22 protein-coding genes and 2 other annotated features are annotated in these 21,637 nt (G+C 29.4%); of the genes, 15 read left to right on the plus strand and 7 right to left on the minus strand.

Going from position 1 to position 21,637, the window contains the following annotated elements; all coding sequences use genetic code 11:
• Positions 1 to 40 precede the first annotated feature (40 nt).
• The 5 genes from TEGL_RS01810 (at position 41) to TEGL_RS01830 (ending at position 6,772) form a co-directional block, all read left to right on the plus strand.
• Positions 41 to 379: a hypothetical protein gene (locus TEGL_RS01810; RefSeq protein ID WP_018591806.1), complete on the plus strand. Its 339-nt coding sequence runs from the start codon at positions 41 to 43 to the stop codon at positions 377 to 379.
• A gap of 46 nt (positions 380 to 425) precedes the next feature.
• Complete coding sequence (locus tag TEGL_RS01815) at positions 426 to 1,301, plus strand: FUSC family protein (protein ID WP_018591805.1); 876 nt, start codon at positions 426 to 428, stop codon at positions 1,299 to 1,301.
• A gap of 73 nt (positions 1,302 to 1,374) precedes the next feature.
• On the plus strand, positions 1,375 to 2,067 hold the full coding sequence (locus tag TEGL_RS01820; protein ID WP_018591804.1) for a polysaccharide deacetylase family protein: 693 nt from the start codon (positions 1,375 to 1,377) through the stop codon (positions 2,065 to 2,067).
• Positions 2,068 to 2,149: 82 nt separating this feature from the next.
• Positions 2,150 to 2,373, plus strand: a binding site (T-box leader).
• 206 nt (positions 2,374 to 2,579) lie between these two features.
• Positions 2,580 to 5,243 carry a valine--tRNA ligase gene (locus TEGL_RS01825; RefSeq protein WP_018591803.1) on the plus strand — a complete coding sequence of 888 codons (2,664 nt, stop codon included), beginning with the start codon at positions 2,580 to 2,582 and terminating at the stop codon, positions 5,241 to 5,243.
• A 239-nt stretch (positions 5,244 to 5,482) separates the two neighbouring features.
• Entirely contained in the window at positions 5,483 to 6,772 is a 1,290-nt protein-coding gene (locus TEGL_RS01830; protein ID WP_018591802.1) for a bifunctional folylpolyglutamate synthase/dihydrofolate synthase, read from the plus strand.
• A gap of 42 nt (positions 6,773 to 6,814) precedes the next feature.
• Here TEGL_RS01830 and TEGL_RS01835 read toward each other — a convergent pair whose 3' ends face one another.
• Complete coding sequence (locus tag TEGL_RS01835; protein ID WP_018591801.1) at positions 6,815 to 7,060, minus strand: TIGR03905 family TSCPD domain-containing protein; 246 nt, start codon at positions 7,058 to 7,060, stop codon at positions 6,815 to 6,817.
• Between the two features lie 138 nt (positions 7,061 to 7,198).
• Between TEGL_RS01835 and TEGL_RS01840 the strand changes: the two genes are divergently transcribed.
• Positions 7,199 to 8,065 (plus strand): YncE family protein, encoded by an 867-nt coding sequence (locus tag TEGL_RS01840; protein ID WP_018591800.1) that lies wholly within the window; start codon positions 7,199 to 7,201, stop codon positions 8,063 to 8,065.
• A gap of 3 nt (positions 8,066 to 8,068) precedes the next feature.
• Here TEGL_RS01840 and TEGL_RS01845 read toward each other — a convergent pair whose 3' ends face one another.
• Positions 8,069 to 8,605, minus strand: a complete 537-nt coding sequence (locus TEGL_RS01845; protein WP_018591799.1) for a DUF4364 family protein — start codon at positions 8,603 to 8,605, stop codon at positions 8,069 to 8,071.
• Between the two features lie 141 nt (positions 8,606 to 8,746).
• On the minus strand, positions 8,747 to 8,953 hold the full coding sequence (locus tag TEGL_RS01850; protein WP_018591798.1) for an alpha/beta-type small acid-soluble spore protein: 207 nt from the start codon (positions 8,951 to 8,953) through the stop codon (positions 8,747 to 8,749).
• Positions 8,954 to 9,218: 265 nt separating this feature from the next.
• Between TEGL_RS01850 and TEGL_RS01855 the strand changes: the two genes are divergently transcribed.
• From TEGL_RS01855 to hpt, 6 genes are all read left to right on the plus strand, one after another.
• The gene (locus TEGL_RS01855) at positions 9,219 to 9,989 is read left to right on the plus strand and encodes a polysaccharide deacetylase family protein (RefSeq protein ID WP_018591797.1); all 771 of its coding nucleotides are present in this window, start codon (positions 9,219 to 9,221) and stop codon (positions 9,987 to 9,989) included.
• Positions 9,990 to 10,076: 87 nt separating this feature from the next.
• Positions 10,077 to 10,715, plus strand: a complete 639-nt coding sequence (locus TEGL_RS01860; RefSeq protein WP_018591796.1) for a single-stranded DNA-binding protein — start codon at positions 10,077 to 10,079, stop codon at positions 10,713 to 10,715.
• 102 nt (positions 10,716 to 10,817) lie between these two features.
• Complete coding sequence (locus tag TEGL_RS01865) at positions 10,818 to 11,387, plus strand: class I SAM-dependent methyltransferase (protein WP_018591795.1); 570 nt, start codon at positions 10,818 to 10,820, stop codon at positions 11,385 to 11,387.
• Between the two features lie 244 nt (positions 11,388 to 11,631).
• The gene (locus tag TEGL_RS01870; RefSeq protein WP_018591793.1) at positions 11,632 to 13,404 is read left to right on the plus strand and encodes a sigma-54 interaction domain-containing protein; all 1,773 of its coding nucleotides are present in this window, start codon (positions 11,632 to 11,634) and stop codon (positions 13,402 to 13,404) included.
• A 213-nt stretch (positions 13,405 to 13,617) separates the two neighbouring features.
• A complete protein-coding gene (locus tag TEGL_RS01875; RefSeq protein ID WP_018591792.1) occupies positions 13,618 to 14,931 on the plus strand; it encodes a serine dehydratase subunit alpha family protein in 1,314 nt (437 codons plus the stop codon).
• 69 nt (positions 14,932 to 15,000) lie between these two features.
• Entirely contained in the window at positions 15,001 to 15,540 is a 540-nt protein-coding gene (gene hpt, locus TEGL_RS01880) for a hypoxanthine phosphoribosyltransferase (RefSeq protein WP_018591791.1), read from the plus strand.
• A gap of 83 nt (positions 15,541 to 15,623) precedes the next feature.
• Here hpt and TEGL_RS01885 read toward each other — a convergent pair whose 3' ends face one another.
• Entirely contained in the window at positions 15,624 to 16,244 is a 621-nt protein-coding gene (locus tag TEGL_RS01885) for a DUF488 family protein (RefSeq protein WP_018591790.1), read from the minus strand.
• 245 nt (positions 16,245 to 16,489) lie between these two features.
• Positions 16,490 to 16,737 (plus strand) — a binding site (T-box leader).
• Positions 16,738 to 16,804: 67 nt separating this feature from the next.
• On the opposite strand from TEGL_RS01885, the gene trpS reads away from it, so the two are divergent.
• The 3 genes from trpS (at position 16,805) to TEGL_RS01900 (ending at position 19,142) form a co-directional block, all read left to right on the plus strand.
• Positions 16,805 to 17,824 carry a tryptophan--tRNA ligase gene (gene trpS, locus TEGL_RS01890; protein ID WP_018591789.1) on the plus strand — a complete coding sequence of 340 codons (1,020 nt, stop codon included), beginning with the start codon at positions 16,805 to 16,807 and terminating at the stop codon, positions 17,822 to 17,824.
• Positions 17,825 to 18,034: 210 nt separating this feature from the next.
• Positions 18,035 to 18,427 carry a CidA/LrgA family protein gene (locus tag TEGL_RS01895; protein ID WP_018591788.1) on the plus strand — a complete coding sequence of 131 codons (393 nt, stop codon included), beginning with the start codon at positions 18,035 to 18,037 and terminating at the stop codon, positions 18,425 to 18,427.
• A 22-nt stretch (positions 18,428 to 18,449) separates the two neighbouring features.
• Positions 18,450 to 19,142 (plus strand): LrgB family protein, encoded by a 693-nt coding sequence (locus TEGL_RS01900; protein WP_018591787.1) that lies wholly within the window; start codon positions 18,450 to 18,452, stop codon positions 19,140 to 19,142.
• A gap of 99 nt (positions 19,143 to 19,241) precedes the next feature.
• On the opposite strand, the gene dapD is transcribed toward TEGL_RS01900, so the two are convergent.
• The 3 genes from dapD to dapA are packed head-to-tail and all read right to left on the minus strand — an operon-like array spanning position 19,242 to position 21,618.
• On the minus strand, positions 19,242 to 19,955 hold the full coding sequence (gene dapD, locus TEGL_RS01905) for a 2,3,4,5-tetrahydropyridine-2,6-dicarboxylate N-acetyltransferase (RefSeq protein WP_018591786.1): 714 nt from the start codon (positions 19,953 to 19,955) through the stop codon (positions 19,242 to 19,244).
• Between the two features lie 26 nt (positions 19,956 to 19,981).
• Positions 19,982 to 20,725, minus strand: a complete 744-nt coding sequence (gene dapB, locus TEGL_RS01910) for a 4-hydroxy-tetrahydrodipicolinate reductase (RefSeq protein ID WP_018591785.1) — start codon at positions 20,723 to 20,725, stop codon at positions 19,982 to 19,984.
• The gene (gene dapA / locus TEGL_RS01915; protein WP_018591784.1) at positions 20,719 to 21,618 is read right to left on the minus strand and encodes a 4-hydroxy-tetrahydrodipicolinate synthase; all 900 of its coding nucleotides are present in this window, start codon (positions 21,616 to 21,618) and stop codon (positions 20,719 to 20,721) included. Before dapA ends, dapB begins: the two co-directional genes overlap by 7 nt.
• Between the last annotated feature and the right edge of the window lie 19 nt (positions 21,619 to 21,637).

Here is a 21,637-nt window from a genome sequence, read left to right on the forward strand (position 1 = left end):
TCTTTATAAAGATACTAATAAAAATACATGAGGTGATTAAATGAGTAACTACTATGAATATTGCAGGAGTTTATCCATAAATTATTATCCTAAAATTTATGATGACATTAATATTGAAATAAAAAAAGTACTTAGAGAAACTTCGCAAAGTATATTATTACCATTTCCAAGTAGAGATGATTTTGATGGTTTAGTTAATACAATTTATTTAGGTTATAAAGAAAAAGTTTACAATGATATGAATGAAGGCGAAATTTATTATACTCATTTTTGTAATGATGATTTAACTAGGGTAATAAAAGATTTAATATCAATACTTCTTATTAATATTTTGTTAGATAATAGAAAATTGTTAAAAAACTATCCATGTTATTACTAAATATATTATACTAGGTAAGTACAAATGATATGGGTGGAGGAAATAAATGCGGTTACAAAATATTATAGGCATGAGGACTATAAAGACAGGAATAGCAGTTATGTTGTGTTGTATATTAACTAGTTTTGCCGTAGGCAATATGTTTTACTGTGCTACAGCATGTGTAGTGACTATGCAAGATACAATAAAGACATCTTTTAAAATGGGAACCCAAAGAGTGTTGGGTACATTAATAGGAGGATTAATAGGATTTTTGCTTGTATTAATATCTCCAGCAAATCCAATTTTATGTGGAATCGGAATTATGTTAGTTATAAAATGCTGCAATATGTTTAAGTTATCTTCTTTAGTAGTATCAAGTGTTACATTTTTATCTTTATATTTAGGGTATGTTGATAGTGCTCCGCTAGTTTATTCTATTCAAAGAATAATAGATACATCTATAGGTGTTATTATGGGACTTATTATTAATTATAGTGTAGCAAGGCCGAATTATTATAACAACACAATGAATGAATTTAAAAAGATTAAATCTCTATGCAAAGAAAATTTGAGAAATATAGCACTTGGTAAGAAAGATTTAGAACTTGATAGTATTGAAAATAAGATAAAAACTTCAGAGGCAATTTATTCAAAACTTATAGATGAATTAAATTATAGTAAGGGTAACTTTAATTTAGATATTATAGATAAATCTCTAGATTTATGCAGACAAATATATTTCCACATAAAGTCTATAGAATTACTGGAAAAAGAATTATTTTTAACTAAAGATAATCATAAAAGTTTAAAAAAACTTTATAAAAATGAACAAATTTTATTGCAAATTAACGAAGATGAAAGTCCTGTATTTAACTTTCATTTAAACAAAGTAATAGAAAAAACAAACTTATTAGAAGAACTAATAGGACCAAATTATTAGTTTCAGCTTGCATAAAAGTATAAGATAAAGGAAACAATTATTGTATAAAATATAATTAAAGAAGTGACTATATATGATGAAACTAAGAAAAAACATAGTAATAAAATCATTTATTTTTTTTGTTTTAATTACAGTAAGTATTTTAGGATTTGGCAACAAATTAGTTAGTTATGCAGAAGGTAAAAAAATTGCATATATTACATTTGATGATGGACCGTCCAAGTACACTAGGCAAATAATTGATACCTTGGATAAAAATAATGTCAAGGGCACATTCTTTATGATAAACGATAATATGATAGTATTTAAGGATGATGTCAAAAGGATGACTGCTGAAGGTCATGGAACTGGATTCCATGGAATAACTCACGATATAAATGAATTATATAAAACTGAAGATTCGGCTATAGAAGAGTTTAGAACTTGCAATAGGACATTTTATAAGATAACAGGCCAAACATCAAGATTAGTAAGAATACCTTTTGGGAGTAAACCATATATGGTAGAAAGTATCTATAAAAAATTTATTGATGAAGGCTTTTTACTTTGGGATTGGACTCTTGATACAGAGGACTGGAAATCATCAGAAGACCAAATAGTAAGTAATATATTGTATTATGCAAGAGAAAGAGATGAAGTGGTAATATTATTACATGAAAATCAACGAACAGTAGACTGCTTAAACAATATTATAGCTATATTAAAAGAAAGAGGATATGATATAAGACCTATTACTCATGATGTAAAACCAAAGAATTTTTGGTAGGATTTTGACAATCTAGAATTATATAATTAAATTGACAATAATCATAAAAATTAGTTATAATAAATATTAATAATAATTTAATATAAGAACTGTGAAAAAGAGGAGTATGTAAATACACTACAAGAGAGGAAAATTAATAGCTGAAAGATTTTCTTAGTAAATGTTTGCAGAAGGTAGCTTTGGAGTTTCTAAGCTGAACTAACAGTAAGTTTAGACGGTGGGAATCGTTAAAATCTATTAAGAGCCATATTAGATGTATAATCTATTATGGAATTAAGGTGGTAACGCGAGCTTTTCGTCCTTATTTATAGGATGAAGAGCTCTTTTTATATTTAATGATATTATAGATTATCTGGTTTAATTTATAATATTACTACTTCAAATGGAGCAACGGAGCTGTCTGAAGCCATAGCGAAGACATCTCGTTGGCGACATGAGCAAAGCGAATTTTATAATCATAAACACCATTTAATTTGAAAAAAAGATATTAATAATAAAAGGAGGAAATAACGATGGCAATAAAAAACTTATCAAAAACTTATGATCCAAAAGACTTTGAAAAAAGATTATATGATGAGTGGTTAGACAAAGGTTACTTCAAATCAAGCCCAAATCCTGATAAGAAACCTTACTGTATAGTTTTACCACCACCAAATATAACAGGGCAATTACATATGGGGCATGCTCTTGACCACACATTACAAGACGTTCTTATAAGATGGAAACGTATGGATGGTTTTGAAACTTTATGGCAACCAGGAACTGACCATGCTTCTATAGCAACAGAAGTTAAGGTTGTTGAAAGAATAAAAGCGCAAGAAGGAAAAACTAAGTACGAATTAGGAAGAGAAGAATTCCTAAAGAGAGCTATGGACTGGAGAAATGAATTTGGTAGAAAAATAGTAGACCAAATGCAACAATTAGGAGACTCTTGTGACTGGGATAGAGAAAGATTTACAATGGATGAAGGATGTAATGAAGCTGTTACTGATTTCTTTGTAAAACTTTATGAAAAAGGTCAAATATACAGAGGAAACAGAATAATAAACTGGTGTCCAGATTGTAAAACTACTTTATCGGATGCTGAAGTTGAGCATGAAGAAAAAGACGGAAACTTCTATCATATAAAATACTTCCTAAAAGATAGTGATGAATTCTTAGAAATAGCTACAACTAGACCAGAAACTATGCTTGGAGATACAGGGATAGCTGTTAATCCAGAAGATGAGAGATATACTCATTTAGTAGGAAAAACTGCAATACTTCCATTAGTAGGAAGAGAACTTCCAATAGTTGCTGATGATTATGTAGACAAAGATTTTGGATCAGGGGCAGTTAAAATGACTCCAGCTCATGACCCTAATGACTTTGGTGTAGGTCAAAGACATAGCTTAGAAGAAATCAACGTTATGAACGAAGATGGAACTATGAATGAACTTGCTGGCAAATACCAAGGTATGGACAGATATGAATGTAGAAAACAATTAATGAAAGATTTAGAAGAATCAGGATATGTTATAGCTGTTAAAGATCATCCACATGCAGTTGGGACTTGCTACAGATGTCATACTATAATAGAGCCAAGACTTTCTGAGCAATGGTTCGTTAAAATGGATGAATTAGCAAAACCTGCTATAGATATATTAAAATCAAAAGAATTAGAATTTGTACCAGAAAGATATGATAAAACATATTTACAATGGTTAGAAAATATAAGAGATTGGTGTATTTCTAGACAGTTATGGTGGGGTCACCAAATACCTGCTTACTACTGCCAAGAATGTGGTGAAGTAATAGTAGCCAAAGGAAAGCCAGAAGCATGTAAATGTGGATGCTCTGACTTAAAGCAAGATGAAGACGTACTAGACACTTGGTTCTCATCTGCTCTATGGCCTTTCTCAACATTAGGATGGCCTCATAACACTGAAGAATTAGACTACTACTATCCAACTAACGTACTTGTTACGGGATACGATATAATATTCTTCTGGGTTGTAAGAATGGCATTTGCAGGAATGTTCTGTATGAACGAAAAACCATTTGATCACGTATTAATACATGGACTTGTTAGAGATTCTCAAGGTAGAAAAATGAGTAAGTCTTTAGGAAATGGTATAGATCCACTTGAAGTTATAGACCAATACGGAGCTGATGCTTTAAGATTCATGTTAGTAACAGGTAACTCTCCAGGAAATGATATGAGATTCTACATGGAAAGAGTTGAAGCAGCTAGAAACTTCGCTAATAAATTATGGAATGCATCTAGATTCGTATTCATGAACATAGATGAAGAAATAATGAATGGAGTTACTAGAGAATCTGTTGAAGCTAACTTAACAATAGCTGACAAATGGATAATATCTAGAGCTAACAATGTTGTTAAAGAAGTTATAGACAACATGGACAAGTTTGATTTAGGTATAGCAGCACAAAAAATCTATGATTTCGCATGGACTGAATACTGTGACTGGTATATAGAAATAGTTAAACCAAGATTATACGGAGATGATGTAGAAGCTAAAAAAGCTGCTTTATACACTTTAACTTATGTTCTTGAAACTATATTAAAATTGTTACATCCATATATGCCTTTTATAACAGAAGAAATATACACTTATCTTCCAACTGTAGAAGGAAGCATAGTTATAGCTAACTGGCCTCACTATAAAGAAGAAGATAACATGGCAAGTGAAGAAGAAATGATGGAACTTGCAATGGACGGTATAAGAAATATAAGAAATGCTAGAGCTGAAATGGATGTTCCACCATCTAAGAAAGCTAAAGTAATAATAGTTCCAACAGAAGATAAAAAACCAGCTGTAGAAGCTACAAAAGAATACTTTGTAACTTTAGCATCAGCTTCAACAGTAGAAATTGCTGATAACGAAAACAACATACCAGAAGATGCTGTATCAGTTGTTATAAATGGAGCTAAAATATTTATACCACTTGATGAATTAGTTGACTTTGAGAAAGAAAAAGAAAGATTAACGAAAGAAAAATCTAAATTAGAAGGCGAAATAAAAAGAGTTAATGGAAAACTTTCTAACCAAGGTTTCTTAGCTAAAGCACCAGAAAGCTTAGTTAACGAAGAAAAAGCTAAAAAAGAAAAATTCGAAGAAATGATGAAATCAGTTGTTGAAAGACTTGAAAATATAGAGTCAAAATTGAAATAATCTCTATTGAGATTATGACGCCAACGAATTGACTTTGCTAGCGCTGCAGCCAATTCCGTTGCTTAAAATAGTATAATGAAGGCCGTGTTTATAAATTTTATAGACATGGCCTTTTAATTTTTTCTTAAATTATGTGATAAACCTCAAAATGTATTATAATAAACTATAGATACTTAAATTTTGAAAAAAATAAAGCATAATTACATATAAATACTTAATTTAGTTGAGGGGGAAGAAGAATGAATTATCAAGAGGCGCTAGAGTTTATTGAAAAATCGCATAAATTTGGAATGAGACTAGGATTAGAAAATACATTCAAATTATTGGAGTTATTGGGAAATCCACAAGATAAGCTTAAATTTATTCATGTGGCAGGAACTAACGGAAAAGGTTCAGTATGCTCTTTTATTTCAAACACATTAAAGGAGCAAGGATATAAAGTAGGTCTTTACACATCTCCATATTTGGAAACTTTTACAGAAAGAATAAGACTTAATGGAAATAATATCCCTGAGGAAGATGTGGCAAGAATAATTACTATAATGAAAGAAAAAATAGAGCAAATGGCGTCTCAAGGACATGCATATCCTACTGAGTTTGAAATAGAAACTGCTATGGCATTTTACTATTACTATGAGCAACAAGTGGATTATGTAGTGCTTGAAGTGGGCTTAGGAGGAAGATTTGATGCTACAAATGTAATCAAATCACCACTTGCCAGTGTAATAGTTTCTCTTAGTTTAGACCATATAGGAATTCTTGGTGATACATTAGGAAAAATCGCTTATGAAAAAGCAGGCATAATAAAAGAAGATAGTATTGCAGTTGTTTATAAACAAAAACAAGAAGCTGAAGATGTGATAAAAAATGTATGCAAAGAAAAAAACACTAAATATGTAGAAGCTAATTTTGAACATTTAGTAATTAAAAAGTCTGACATAAATTCACAAGTATTTGATTGCACAATATTAGGTGAGAAATTTGAAGATGTGGAAATAAGTTTAATAGGAGAGCATCAAGTAAACAATGCAGTATTAGCACTAACAGTAATAAAAGTATTAAGAGAAGAGAGAAAAATAGAAATTAGTTATGATGCTATAAGAAAAGCATTGTTAAATACTAGATGGCCAGGCAGAATTGAAAAAATAAAGGACAAACCAACATTTATAATAGATGGAGCTCATAATGAAGATGGAGCAAAATCTTTATCTAAAGCTCTAGAAAAACATTTTAGTGGGAAGAAGATGACTTTATTAATAGGAATGTTAAAGGACAAGGATATTGACGGTGTTCTTGAAATACTGATGGACAAGTTTGACAAAGTTATTACAACTACACCAGATAGTGATAGAGCCATGGGATGTGAGGAGTTAAAAGAAAAAATAGAAAAGTATGTACCCAATATTATTGCTATTGAAAATATAGATGAAGCAGTAAAATATGCTTTAGATAATGCTTCAGAAGATGAAATAATAATCTCGGCAGGTTCATTGTATATGATAGGACATGTTAGAAAAATATTTAAATAATATAAAAAAGGTGGTTAAATTGCTTAACCACCTTTTTAATACCTATAAAGCATCAACTATTGCTTTTGATAATTGATCTGGACATGAAGTATCTTTAGAACCACAAGTAGTTCCTTCTAATTTTGCAGCAACTTCTTTAGCATTTTGACCAACTATTAATTTGCTTATACCTGATAAGTTTCCGTTACATCCACCCTCAAAATTGGCTTCTTGTATTATATTATTTTCGTCAACTTCTAAAGTTATTTGACGACAACAAACACCGCTAGTTTGGAATTCTATTTTCATATATTTACACTCCTTATTTGTAATACTTCAATGAATATGATAACAATAGATAAAATATAAAGCAACTATAATAGAATAATTATATATTTTATCTAATATATTATTATAGTATAAAAAACATAGAAGGGAGGGTAATCTATGAAGGTGTATGTTTCAAACTATCTATCAAAAAGTATTAGTGTAATAGACTATGATACTTTAACTTTAGAAAAAGAAATTAAACTGGATGACAATATTTATCCGCATCACTTCTGTATAGATAAAGAGAAAAACAAGATGTATTTGCCCAGTTCTAGTAATGGGATCTTGTATGTTTTAGACATGAAGGATGAAAAAATAATAGATTCTTCATCTATTGGAGGAAGCTTAACTCAAATAGCTATGTTTGAAGAGGAAGTATTTATTGCCAATGAGGATTCCAACAGCATTTATTTTATGGATAAAAATACTTTAGATCCCATAGGAATAATCTGTGTGGATGACATGCCCCATGGTTTTTGCTTTGATTTGCCTAGAAAAAAATTGTACGTTCCTTGTATGGATTCCATAACGTGTATTGATATTATTGATAAAGTTATAGAAAGCAAAATAAATATAAACTTCAAAGCATGGCATGTACAACTAGATAAGTACAGGAGTGAGATTTACGTATCAACATTAGATGGAAAGGTGGTAATTATTGACGAAGGCACTTTAGCTACGAAAAGAGTTTTTGATGAATTTTTACTGCCAGTTCAAATATCTTTTAATTATAAGGATAAAAAAGTATATATAGCAGATTTGGGATACAAAAATATAAAGATACTAGATTATAGTTTAGGAAAGTATGTTGGTAATATAGACATAGATGGAATACCTCAGGGATTAGAAATCTCTCCAGACGAAGAAAAACTATTTATATCTGATACTCAGAAAAACTCAGTAAAAGTTTATGACACTTCTACAAATAAATTAATAAAGGAAATAAAAGTAGAAAAAGAGCCTACAACAATTATTTGTATGTAGGCCCTAGTGTATATCTCGGATTAATAAATTTATAACTTCTGCATACATATTAGAAGCATTATTATTCCAATTATTGCATATTTGTTTTGCTTGTTTTTCTGATGAAACGTTTAAATTTAAATCTATTAAGTTACTTTGGTTTTCAATAACTCTCAAATTAACAATAAACTCATTTTCACTTTGCTTCACAAAACTAGATTTAACTTGAGTATCAGCTAATAAACTTTCTTTATTATTTTTTATGTATTCGTCGATTTTGACTGCATAAGATTCTGGTATTCGGTTTAAGAAGTACTCGAGTGTTTCAAGTCCTTTTTGTGTTAGACAATAGTACTCTCTTCCAGAGTCTTTGTATGGTTTTATAAATTTAGAATCCATAAGTTGTGATAATATTTGCTGGAATGAAAAATAATTCATCATATCAGTTTCTAGAACAACTTGTGTCATCTGCGAATTAGTTAAATCCATATTTATTTTGTCTAAAATATATAAAATTAAAAGTTTATGATATGCCAACTCTTCAGTTGAGTTTTCAAACATATTATTATCCTCCACGAAACAATTTATATTACTATATTAAACTAAATTATAAAAAAATAAAAGTGGTATTTAAAATAAAAAAATATATAACAAAGGCTACCTAATTAGGTAGCCTTACATTAATGTGTTTTTTTAAAAAAACTATTTACCTGCCATTTGCTTTTCAGCCATTTCAACTAATTTTTTAGTCATATATCCACCTACATAACCGTTTTGTCTTGCAGTTAAATTACCCTTGTCAATATTTTCGTAATTAGACATTCCTAATTCGCCAGCTATTTCTAATTTCATTTGATTTAATGCGGCTCTTGCCTCAGGTACCACTTGTCTGTTGTTAGAAGTTGACATAGTAAATTTCCTCCTTAAGTTGAAATATAATTTTTTATTAACATCGTTTAATTGATGTTAATTATAATTTCTCCAAATTCAAAAGTTATATTCTGAAAAATAAATCCAAAAGAGTCGAATTTAGTAAAAAATTTAGAAATGAGCATTTATCTTATTTACACAAATTAATATAAAAGCATGACGAATTTTAGTACATGCTTTTGTAATTTTTTTAAATTTTTTTAAATAAATATATGATAGGAGTATTTTATATAGGAGGTAAAAAATGAACTCAGCATATAAAAGAACAAAGGCTTTTATCTTAAGTATAACTTTATTTTTTGTAGCTTTATTTATTATAGGTTGCTTTGTGTTGGGAATAAAAAATATATGCTCTGCTATTCAAGGGTACGAATCACCTATAAATAGAGTTGATACAAAGGATAGAAAAGTTGCACTAACTTTTGATGTTGCTTGGGGAAGTGAGAATATTGAAGAGATATTAGACATATTAGATAAACATAATGCAAAAGCTACATTTTTTTTGGTTGGTAGTTGGATTGATGACAACAAAGAATTAGTCAAAGAAATACATAATAGAGGTCATGAAATAGGTAATCATTCAAACACACATAGTTCTTTTCCGGACATATCTAATGAAGACAAAATAGAAGAAATAATATCAACAAGTAATAAAATAAAAGATTTAATAGGTGAAAAAGTAAACTTATTCAGACCTCCTTTTGGAAATGTGGATAAAGAGACTATAAGAACTTGTAAATCTTTAGGATATTACACGATAAAATGGGATGTAGATTCTGGAGATTGGAAAAATATTGGTCCAGTACATGTATTAGATAGAGTAAGTAAAAACACTTCACCTGGTTCAATTATATTGTTTCACGCAAATGTTAAAGACGTAAGTTTATATTTGGATAATTGTCTATCTAATTTAGAAAAGAAAAATTATGAAATGGTTACAGTGTCTAATCTAATTTACAAAAACAATTACAAAATCAATTCTTCTGGTGAGCAAAGTATTCAAAGAAATGATTAAATGTAATAAAAAGTAAATACTATAAATATATTTATGGTAGAAGAAAAGATAAAGTTACAATTAACAATTTTGGGGGGAAAAAATAATATGATAATTGTTAAGGACGATACTAATGTTGTAAATTTAAAAGGTGAACTAGAAGATGAATTAGAATTCAGCCATGAAATATTTGGTGAAAAATTTTATAGCACAAAAATAAAAATTAATAGACTAAGTAATTCCTACGATGTTCTTCCAATGACTATATCAGAAAGATTATTACAAGATATAGATTTTGAAAGTGAAAAATTGGTAAGTGTTGTTGGCCAACTAAGATCATATAATAAAAATATTGATAATAAAAATAAACTTGTTTTGACGGTATTTGTACGCGAAATAAAGGCGATATCAGAAATTGATACAAAGGATCCTAATAGTATATTCTTAGATGGGTATATATGTAAATCACCAATATATAGAAAAACACCGCTTGGAAGAGAAATAACAGATTTGCTAGTTGCAATTAATAGACCTTATAATAAATCAGACTATATTCCATCCATAGTATGGGGAAGAAATGCCAAATTTGCAAAGAGTCTTAACGTTGGAGATAGAATTCAAATGTGGGGAAGGGTACAAAGTAGAGTCTATGATAAAAAAGTAGAAGGTGGTGATTCTGTTAAAAGAACGGCCTACGAAGTTTCTGTATCAAAAATAAAAAAAGTTGCCTTAGATGACGAAGAATAAATAATCTTAGAAATAATAATATATGTATTGAATACTTAATTAGGATTTATTATAATCTAATAATGACTGGAATTATACGAAAAGCTTTATAGGGAGGATAACGTGGAAAGTTTACTATACAATAAATACGAATCATGTTCGGGATTACTTGAATTTTCCGAAGAAGTGCTATCATTTTTAAATAATATAAAACATGATATCGGAAGCAAAGTCTTATTAGTGGGTAAAGTTGGAGAGCTAGGCAAGAGAATAAGGGCATTTGGTGTTCAGGTAACCATTTTAGAACATAACAATAGAGAAGCAGTTTGTTTTTCTCATGTAATGAATGAGAATTGCACAGTAGTAAGTGGACAGTTAGAATATATGCCTTTCAATGACAATTATTTTGATAAAATTATAGTATTAGATTATTTAAATCATACAGCGAATTGTAATAAGTCTGTAAGAGAAATCAATAGGGTGCTTAAACACAACGGGGAAGTAATAGTTGAAGATTTAAACTTAAAAGATATAAAAGTAAAGTTAAAATATTTTAAACATAGAATTTGTGGAGACAATATACATTATAATTACCCTATTGAAGTACAAAATATATTCAAAAGATTTAACTTCGAAGGAAAGTTAAAAGAAATAGAAAATAAAAGATATATTTATATAGGAAAAAAGATGTAAAAGAGCTAGAATATAATTAAATAATATAATAAAAGACTAGGTTAACCTAGTCTTTTATTATACTTTAGGGAAAAATATTAAAAGGAGAGATAAAAGTGAAATTGGGCATTAATTTTACAATTGTTGGGGCCGTAATGTTATTTGTAATTCTTATAACTATTCAGATAACATTAAATAGAATATATGTTGTTTTAAAAGAAATAAAATCTTTGTTAAATATAAAAAAAATTAAGGATTGATGAAAATGAATGGCCTAAAAGATATAAAAGATGATATTCAAAATATAGCTGAAGCTATGCTTTCAGTTTTAAATATTGATGTTACTATAGTTGATGAAAACTTAATAAGAATAGCTGGAACAGGAATTTATTTAGAGAAGATTGGTGAAAGGGTAAATGGCTACTCCGCATTTAAAAAATGTTTAGAAGAACAAGTATTAATTTATATTGATGATTCGGAGCAAAATGATATTTGTAAAGAATGTTCTAACAACGGTAATTGCAAAGAGTATGCAGAGGTATGTTGTCCAATTACCTTGGATGGATATGCTTATGGAGTAGTAGGTCTTATAGCATTTAATGAAGAACAATCTTCGATAATAACTGATAATGCAAAAGATCTAACTAACTTTTTAGGGAAAATGGCAGATTTAATATCTAATAAATTGAAGGCTCAAAACAAAACAGAAGAATTAGAGTTAGAAAAGAAAAAGCTGGAGATATTACTAAATGGTATGAACAAAGCTGTAGTATCTATAGATACTAGGGGAAATATTGATAAGTACAACGTTAAATTCAGAAAAATTTTTAATATAGATGATGATAAGTTAGAATGCGGAAATATTTTTCATTTACTAGACTTTATTAAAAAACCATCAACTTTAGACTTTGAAAAATACAAAACGGGAATTTTTTATTACAAGAAACAGGGAAGAAATTTAAAAGGAATATATAATATTAGTGAAATAGTAGTTAAAAATAAATTAAAAGGATATGTTATTGATTTTATTGAAAATAAAGAGGCAATTAAAAACTACAATAAAATTAATAAAGATTATAAAATTACATTAGACAATATTGTTGGTAGTAGTGAAATAATGGAGCATACAAAGCAAAAGGCATTAATTGCAGCTAAATCAAATTCTACAGTACTTATTACAGGAGAGAGTGGAACGGGAAAGGAACTTTTCGCTAGGGCTATTCACAACCATAGTGATAGAACAGATTACCCTTTTGTAGCAGTTAACTGTGCAGCTATACCAGATAATTTATTGGAAAGTGAATTATTTGGGTACGAGGAAGGAGCTTTTACAGGAGCTAAAAAAGGTGGAAAACTAGGTAAATTTGAGTTGGCTCATAAAGGTACTATATTTCTAGATGAAATAGGAGATATGAGTCTTCACTTACAAGGGAAACTTTTAAGAGTGCTACAAGAAAGAGAGTTAGATAAAATTGGAGGAAAATCCAATATATTTATTGATGTTAGAGTTGTTGCAGCCACTAATAAAAATCTAGAAGAGTTAGTTAAAAACGGACAATTTAGAGAAGACTTATATTATAGGTTAAAAGTAATTCCAATAACTTTGCCAACATTAAGAGAACGAAAAAATGACATCCCTTTACTAATTGATTATATGATAAAAGAATATGCTCATAAGCTAAATAAGGATGTAATTGGAATAGAAGAAGATGCTGGTAAGACATTAGTTGATTATACATGGCCAGGCAATGTTAGAGAATTACAAAACATAATTGAATATAGTATAAATATGTCAAATTCACCTTTATTAACTTTAGATATTATACCTAATAATATAAAATCAACATATTATGACGAAAAATCACATAAAGAAGAGGAAATAAGAACTTTAGAAGATTTGGAAAAAGAAGAAATAAGAAAAGCCTTTGATAAATATAAACATTATAAAAAAGATAAAGAATTAGTAGCAAAGGCCTTGGGTATATCTAGAGCTACATTATATAGAAAACTTGAAAAATATAATTTAATCTCAAAATGATACAAAAATCTCATTTTGAGATTTTTTTTGCTTATTTTGAGATTTATATAATTGTTTATAATTACATAGCCTATAAAAGTATATAAATTTGGCTTGTTAATCTCATTTTTTTATTTATAAAATATTAAAAAGTTGGCACAAAATTTGCTACATTATATTTTGAGAGCAATACAAAAATAATAATTTATTTTAAATTACTAGGAGGATTATAAAATGAGAGATTTAAGAACGAATTTAGTTTATATATTAAAGGCGGAAGTAAAACCAGCAGTAGGTTGTACAGAGCCGGTTGCTGTAGCATTAGCTTGTGCAAAAGCAAAAGAGCTATTAGGAGAAGAAATAGTAAAACATAAAGTTTTAGTTAGCCCAAATGTTTACAAGAATGCAATGTGTGTCGGAATACCAGGAACTGACAGATTAGGATTAAAAATAGCTGTTGCTATGGGGTTTGTTGGAGGAAAATCTGAGGACGGATTAACTTTATTAGAAGGATTAACTGATGAGCAAGTTAAAGAATCAGAAAAATATGTAGATGAAAATCCAATAAGTATAGAGCCTTTAGATACTAAGGAAAAGGTTGTTATAGAAGTAAGATTAGAAGGAAAGAATAATACATCAAGAGTTATAATAAAAACTAAACATGATAATTTTGTATTCTTACAAGCAAACGATTTAGTATTATTAGATGAAGTGGACGGATTTGCAGAAAAAGCTGAGGCACAAACTACAGAGAAAAAAGAAAACATAATGGACACTATAACTATACAAGAAATAGTTGAAAATGTTGAAAATATGAATTTAGAAGATATTAAATTCTTATTAGATGGTGTAACAATGAATATGGACATGGCAAAATACGGATTAGAAAATGAAATCGGTATAGGTGTTGGTAGAGGTATAAAAGAATCTATGGAAGAAGGATTATTAGGAGATGGAATAATGACAGAAGCTATGCTTTTAACAGCTGCAGCATCTGATGCAAGAATGGGTGGAGCAAAACTTCCTGTTATGAGTTCAAATGGATCTGGAAACCATGGATTAACAGCAATACTTCCAATAGTTGCTTATAGCTCAAAGTACCCACAAAGTGATGAAAAATTAGCAAAAGCTCTTGCAATATCTCACTTAGTAACTGCATATGTTAAAAACTTTACTGGAAGACTATCTGCTGTATGTGGATGTGGTGTAGCTGCATCAACTGGAGCAAGTGCAGGTATAGCTTGGTTAATGGATGGAAAGATTAATCATATATACGGAGCTATAGAAAATATGATAGCTGATTTAAGTGGTATGATTTGTGATGGTGCAAAAGCAGGATGTGCTTTAAAATTATCTTCAGCAGCATCAGCAGCAGTTCAAAGTGCTGTTATAGCTAAACAAGGATATGCAGTACCGCCACTAAATGGTATAGTTGGTACACAAGTTGAGCAATCTATACAAAACTTAGGTAGAGTTAGTGATAAAGGAATGCAAATAACAGACGAAATAATATTAAATGTAATGAACGATATGAATAAAGTTGACTAAAACTATCTTGCAAAAGAAGTTAATCTTTTATAAAATGGAAATATCATCATTTATTTAGGAGGTTAATCAATGGATATTGATAAAAAAGTATGGGAAGTTCTATGCTCGGAAGAACAGTTAAAAGATAGAATAAAAGAATTAGGTAAAGAACTTTCAAAAGATTACCAAGGTAAGAAATTAATGGTCGTATCTCTATTAAAAGGTAGCTTTATTTTCTGCTCAGATTTAGTTAGAGCTTTAGATGTACCAGTAAGAATAGAATTTATGACAACTTCAAGCTATGGACATGGAACTGCTTCTAGTGGAAGAGTTCAAATAGTTAATGACATAAAGTCTGATTTAGAGGGATATGATGTATTAGTTGTTGATGATATAACAGATTCAGCACATACTATGAGTCATGTAATGAATCATTTAAAATCTAAAAATCCAGCAAGTATAAAATGTTGTGTATTATTAGATAAACCAAGTAGAAGAGAAGTAGACTTAGAACCTGATTACTGCGGATTTACAATAGAAGATAAATTTGTTGTAGGTTACGGATTAAACTATGGTGACTATTATAGAAATATACCTTATGTATTTGTAGTAACAGATCAAGATAGATAGTAAGATGAAAGGGTGTAACAAAAATGTTACACCCTTGAATTTTGTCTGAATTTGTTGATGATAAGTCAATATGTTTGAAAGATTTATTTATTGTTTAATTTTTCTATTCTATATCCAATCTCTTTATTGGCAAGCTTATAACTTTCTTCAATCATATTTTCATTGTTCATATAATTACCAAATAAAGTATCTATGGTAAGTTGATTTCTTTGATGAAAATATTTTTCTAGTAAAAGTTCTTCCAAGTCTTTTTGTGTATTCAAATTACCTTCATGCATTATATGTTTTACATCAAATCCTTCTTTAACTAATTCTTTTCCAACTAATATGGCACGAGGACATCTTATAGGCTCTTGCATGGCACCAAGTAAGACTATCTTATAGCCTTTGTCACAACCTATTTTTAATCTTTCTATACCTTTATTAAAGTCATCTTCTAATATAACTTTAGCAAAATCGGCATATCCTTCATTATTATAACTTACTCTAATTTTTCTTTTAGCACCAAATTCATCAGCCATATAAATATAGGTATAGCCTAATCTTTTTAAGTTTGTTTGAAAAAATTCTTTGTTATATTGAGTATTATACTTTGAATATGGGATAGCCCTTATATCAACTACACAATTTATATTGTATTTCTTTAATATCTCTATGAATTTATTAAAAGGGTAATTAGAATGACCTAGTGTATATATTTCCATTTCAACCACTTCCTTGTTATTTATTTAGCTATATAAAATTATAATACCCTAATTTTAATGTGATACGTAATATAATATCTAAGTTATAAGATTAATGAAGAGCAATTTCAACCTAATATATATTTATGAAGTATAAAAATGAATTTTTATTGTAAACAATGGTAATACTGATTAATAATATATAATAAGTAAATTTATTGACATTTAAATTAAAAGATAATAATATTAAGATAGAAAATCATATAATAAATCCCATGATAAGGAAGAGTAGTTAAATTAAGATTCAATATAGAGAGTTGAGGATGGTGGAATCTCAGCAAGAAAGATTTAATGAATGGACCTTTTAGGAGTAAATTGAAATCTATTTGAGAGTAGACTTTACCGTGAATTGCACGTTACAGCAGTTGAGGTATGATAGTACCAAGAATTGAGAGGTGTATTTTTATAGTACACAATTTAGGTGGCAACGCGGATATAACACTCCGTCCTATAGTTTTAGGACGGAGTTTTTTTATTATAGAGAATACTGAAAACTATAAATATCATAAGGAGATGAAGAAATGAGTAAAAAAATAATATTAACAGGAGACAGACCTACAGGAAAACTTCATTTAGGTCATTATACAGGTTCATTAAAAAACAGAGTAGCATTACAAAATTCAGGACTATACGATATGTTTGTTATGATAGCTGACCAACAAGCTTTAACAGATAATGCAAAAAATCCAGAAAAAATAATAAATAGCGTAATGGAAGTTACTATGGACTACTTAGCAGTAGGATTAGATCCAGAGAAAACTAATATATTTATACAGTCACAAATACCAGAGTTAGCAGAACTTACAGTGTATTACTTAAACTTAGTTACAGTAGCTAGACTTAGCAGAAACCCTACAGTTAAGGATGAAATCAAACAAAAAGGATTTGGAGAAGGAATACCAGCAGGATTTTTCGTTTACCCAGTGAGTCAGGTAGCTGATATAACTGCTTTTAAAGCTGATTTAGTTCCAGTAGGTAACGATCAAAAACCAATGATAGAGCAAACTAGAGAGATTGTAAGAAGCTTTAATAACACATATGGTGAATTATTAGTTGAACCAGAAGGAATGTATCCAGAAGGAATAGAAGGAAGAATGCCAGGAATAGATGGTAAGGCTAAAATGAGTAAATCATTAGGAAATGCTATATACCTAAGTGATGACGAAGAAACAGTTAAAAAGAAAGTTATGAGCATGTTTACAGATCCTAATCATATAAGAGTTGAAGATCCAGGATGTGTTGAAAATAATACAGTTTTCACTTATTTGGATGCTTTCTGTACAGACAAAGCTTACGTAGAAGAGTTAAAAGCCCACTATAGAAGAGGTGGTCTTGGAGATGTTAAAGTAAAAAGATACTTAAACGAAGTACTTCAAGCTGAATTAGCTCCAATAAGAGCAAGAAGATCAGAATTAGAAAAAGATAAAGCATATTTATATGAAGTGTTAAGAAAAGGTAGTGAAAATGCTAGAGAAGTAGCTGCTCATACTTTAAAAGAAGTAAGAGAAGCTATGGGAATAGAATACTTTAAAGATTTATAAGAATAGATAAAAAGGTGTTGTTTATTAACGATGCCTTTTATTTTTTCCTGATTTTTTGTAATTACTCCTTTCACTATGATAATATAAATATGGTGAAGATATTATATATAATGTTAAAATATGAAAAATAAAATTTATATATTCATATTTATATAAATGAAATCATGTTGTATAATTTTTATATTAAATTCAAAAGAAGAGGACGGTAGTATGAAAATATTTAATCAATTAGGAATTATATTTGGAATATGGGCAGGAGGAGAATTAATCAGTTCTCTATGTAGTGATTTTATTAAAATTCCTGGAACAATAGTAGGAATGATAATTTTATTCTTATTGCTTCAATTTAAAATAATAAAAGAAGAAACTATAAGAGAAGTATCAGATTTTCTACTTAATAACATGGCTATATTTTTTGTGCCAGCAGGTGTATCTCTTATAAACTCATTAGGTTTGATAGGAGATAATATAGTAGTTTTATTATTAAGCGCAACTGCTGCAACGATGATTATTATGCTGGTAACAGGTAAAACAGTAGATATTATGATTCATAAAAAGAAAGTAGAAATAGAGGAAGAAGAATCAGAAGAAAGATTTGCATAGTAAGAGGGATAGGAGATAGTAAATGGAGCAGATATTAAATACACAATTATTTGGACTTGTAACAATTTTAGCTTTTTATAATATAGGTTTGTTTATACAGAAAAAGGCCCAAAAACCTATATTTAATGGTTTATTAATATGCATAATACTAATTATATTATTTTTAAAAATTACAAATATACCTTATGAAAACTTCAAAATAGGTGCAGACATAATGAATTTTATGTTAGGACCTGTTACAGTAGTCTTAGCGGTACCACTTTACAGACAGTTTGATTTATTTAAAAAGCATATAAAAGAAATTTTAATTGGAATTGTGGTAGGAGTAGTTACTTCTTTTATAATAATAACTGTTATAGGAAAATTAACTTTAACAAATAACGAAATAGTTTACTCTATTTTACCAAAATCAATTACAACACCAATGGGAGTATCATTAGTTAATGCTTTAGGTGGAGTGGAATCTATAACTGTTGTTTGTATAATTGCAACAGGTATATTTGGAAACATATTAGGCGATTTAGTATTAAAAATAGGAAAGATAAAGCACCCTGTATCAAAAGGAATAGCTATGGGTACAGCAGCTCATGCTATGGGTACAAGTAAAGCCCTAGAAATGGGAGAGGTGGAAGGTGCTATGTCATCTCTGTCTATAGGTATTTCTGGTGTCTTAACAGTTATGTTAGTACCTATATTGATGAATTTTGTTGGATAATAATTATTTACTTTATATTTAAATTATTTGGATTTGAATATAAAAAGGAATAAGTTGATTGAAAATCAGCTTATTCCTTTTATTAACTTTATTTTTAGATTAATCTAATTTTCTTAAATCTTCCATTACCTTTGTTTTGTCAGCAGTTTTTTCATCTTTATTCTTAATTATTCTAGCAGGAGAGCCAGCTACTACAACACCTGGAGGAACATCTTTTGTAACGACAGAGCCTGCAGCAACAACAGAACCTTTACCAACTCTCACACCTTCAAGAATAACTGAATTTGCACCGATTAATACATCATCTTCAATTATAACAGGAGTAGCAGAAGGTGGCTCAAGAACACCAGCAACGACAGAACAAGCCCCAAGATGTACATTCTTACCAAGCATTCCCCTAGCGCCTATTACAGCGTTCATATCCACCATAGATCCTTCACCAACAACAGCACCTATATTTATTACCGCACCCATCATAATTACGGCATTTTTTTCTATTGTAACCATATCTCTTATTAATGCACCTGGCTCAATTCTAGCCTCAGCATGTAAGAAATTATAAAGAGGGATAGCTGAATTTCTTCTATCATATTCTATATGAATATCATCCACAGAAGATTTAAAGTTTTCCACATCTTTCATTATAGTTTTATAATCACCAATTAAAATATAAGAACCCTCTTGACCAAATACTTTGTATTTGTCGTTTTTTTCTATTTTTATATCACCTGAAATATAAACTTTTACAGGTGTTTGTTTTTCAGCATCTTTTATATATTTAGCTATTTCATAAGCATCATTTAAGTTAACCATCGTTCTCCTCCAAATTTTGTCTAGTTTTAGTCTAACATATTGTTCATGTTGTAATATCCAGCTTCTTTATTTACTAAGAATTTTGCAGCAGTAATAGCTCCTTTTGCAAAAATATCCTTAGATTGAGCTGTATGTTTTATTTCTACAACTTCATCATGACCAGCGAATATAGTAGTGTGTTCACCTACTATGGTTCCACCTCTTATGGCATGAATACCAACTTCAGTAGGCTTTCTCTTTTCAGAGCGACCATATCTTCCATATATGCATTCACTTTCTGGCAAAACATCTTTAATTCCATTAGCTATCATAACAGCTGTGCCACTAGGTGAATCTAGTTTTTTATTATGGTGTTTTTCTATTATTTCTATGTCAAACCCATTAAGAGCTTTGGCAGCTTCTTTAACTAATTTAACTAGGACATTTACACCTAGAGACATATTAGAAGAGTGGAAAATAGGAATAATAGCCGAAGCTTTTTCTATTTCACCTAATTCTTCATCATTAAACCCTGTAGTTGCTATTACTAAAGGAATTTTTGTTTTTGTAGCATAATCCAAAACATCATATATAGTAGAGTGATGAGAAAAATCGATGATGATATCAGCACTTTCTTCTACTTCACTAATTTTATGGTAAGTTTTGAATGGAACATCTAATTCATCTCTAGATACACCACAAACAAGTTGTAGCTCACTATCTTCATTAACACATTTAGTTAAAACTTTACCCATACTACCGCTATAACCATTTATAATTACTCTTAACATGTTGCCTCCTGTATTTTTAGTCCAAAATTAACTAATTCTCTTTTTAAAACTTCTAAATTTTGTTCCTCCATTTCAGCTAGAGGAAGTCTTAAATCTCCCACATTAAATCCTAATAAATTGACAGCAGTTTTTACTGGTATAGGATTTACTTCTATAAACAAAGCATCTATTAAAGGTTTCATACCTAATTGTAATCTTCTAGAGCCTTCTACATCGCCATCCATAAACTTAGATACTAAATCATGAGTTTCCTGTGGACAAATATTAGCTAGAACTGATATAACTCCAGATCCTCCTAGAGAAAGTAGAGGAAGTATTGAGTCATCATTACCAGAATACACAGCAAAGCCTTCTGGAACTAATCTGCAAACTTCAGCTACTTGAGCTAAATCTCCACAAGCTTCTTTAAGAGCTACAATATTATCCACATTTCTAGCTAAATCAGCAACAAGAGCAGGTGGTATATTAACCTTTGTACGTGAAGGAACATTGTATAAAATTATAGGAAGTTTAACACTATTTGCAATAGATACAAAGTGTTTTCTAAGTCCTGATTTATTAGCTTTATTATAGTAAGGAGTTATAATTAAAAGAGCATCTGCACCTAATTTTTCAGCTTCTTGACTCATATAGATGGAGTGAGCAGTGTCGTTTCCACCTGTTCCAGCTATTACAGGAACCCTTTTATCAACAGCATCAACAATAGTTTTGATTGCTAATAAATGTTCTTCGTCATTCATAGTGCTGGCTTCCCCAGTAGTGCCACAAGCAACTATAGCATCAGTGCCATTTTCAATTTGAAAATCCACTAATTCTTTTATCTTTTTAACATTAACCTTTCCATTTTCATCAAATGGAGTAACTAAAGCAACTGCAGAACCTTTAAAAATCATAAACAAACCTCTCCTTTTT

The organism is Terrisporobacter glycolicus ATCC 14880 = DSM 1288 (genome assembly GCF_036812735.1).
GTDB lineage: Bacteria > Bacillota > Clostridia > Peptostreptococcales > Peptostreptococcaceae > Terrisporobacter > Terrisporobacter glycolicus.